Raw genomic sequence first — 482 nt, 5'->3', positions numbered from 1 at the left:
GTATGCTATACACTCCCCTACAGAACGGAGAACAATTAGTAGGTTCCAAAACATTTAAAGAACGTTACTACATCTTAAAAGCCATAGCTAAGAAATCACCTAACAAAGACCATTTGCTTAAACAGCTTGAGCCTATTAACCCTAAACAAACACGATTCACCGTTAAGCAGCGTATAGGCATTAATGCCTTTAAAGATTGGTGGTTTAACACCAAACAGGAAGCCTATACCATCAGAAACTCACAACATCAATCATCCCGACATAGCTGGTTATGGGTAACGGGTATGACAGTAATGTACGGACTGAGACCAACTGAAATAGCCGCTGCTGTTAATCTAACCAAACGTTATGTAACGGATGATGGTGTAATCATCAAAGCACTATCAGACCCTGATAATCAAGATAATTATCTTGTATTAGGAGATTAATTAGGGGTCGAGATAGACCTCACGGTCTACCCCTCCCATTCAAAACCGTACTTG

At 40.0% G+C, this 482-nt stretch carries 1 pseudogene; it reads left to right on the top strand.

The window, feature by feature from the left end:
- Nucleotides 1–425: pseudogene (locus P5674_RS25900) on the top strand (hypothetical protein); the annotation flags it as partial.
- Between the last annotated feature and the right edge of the window lie 57 nt (nt 426–482).

The organism is Limnospira sp. PMC 289.06, from assembly GCF_032350395.1.
In the GTDB taxonomy this organism is placed as follows: Bacteria; Cyanobacteriota; Cyanobacteriia; order Cyanobacteriales; family Microcoleaceae; genus Limnospira; species Limnospira platensis.
Note: the sequence above shows the minus strand (reverse complement) of the source record. Positions and strands in the feature narration are given on the sequence as shown.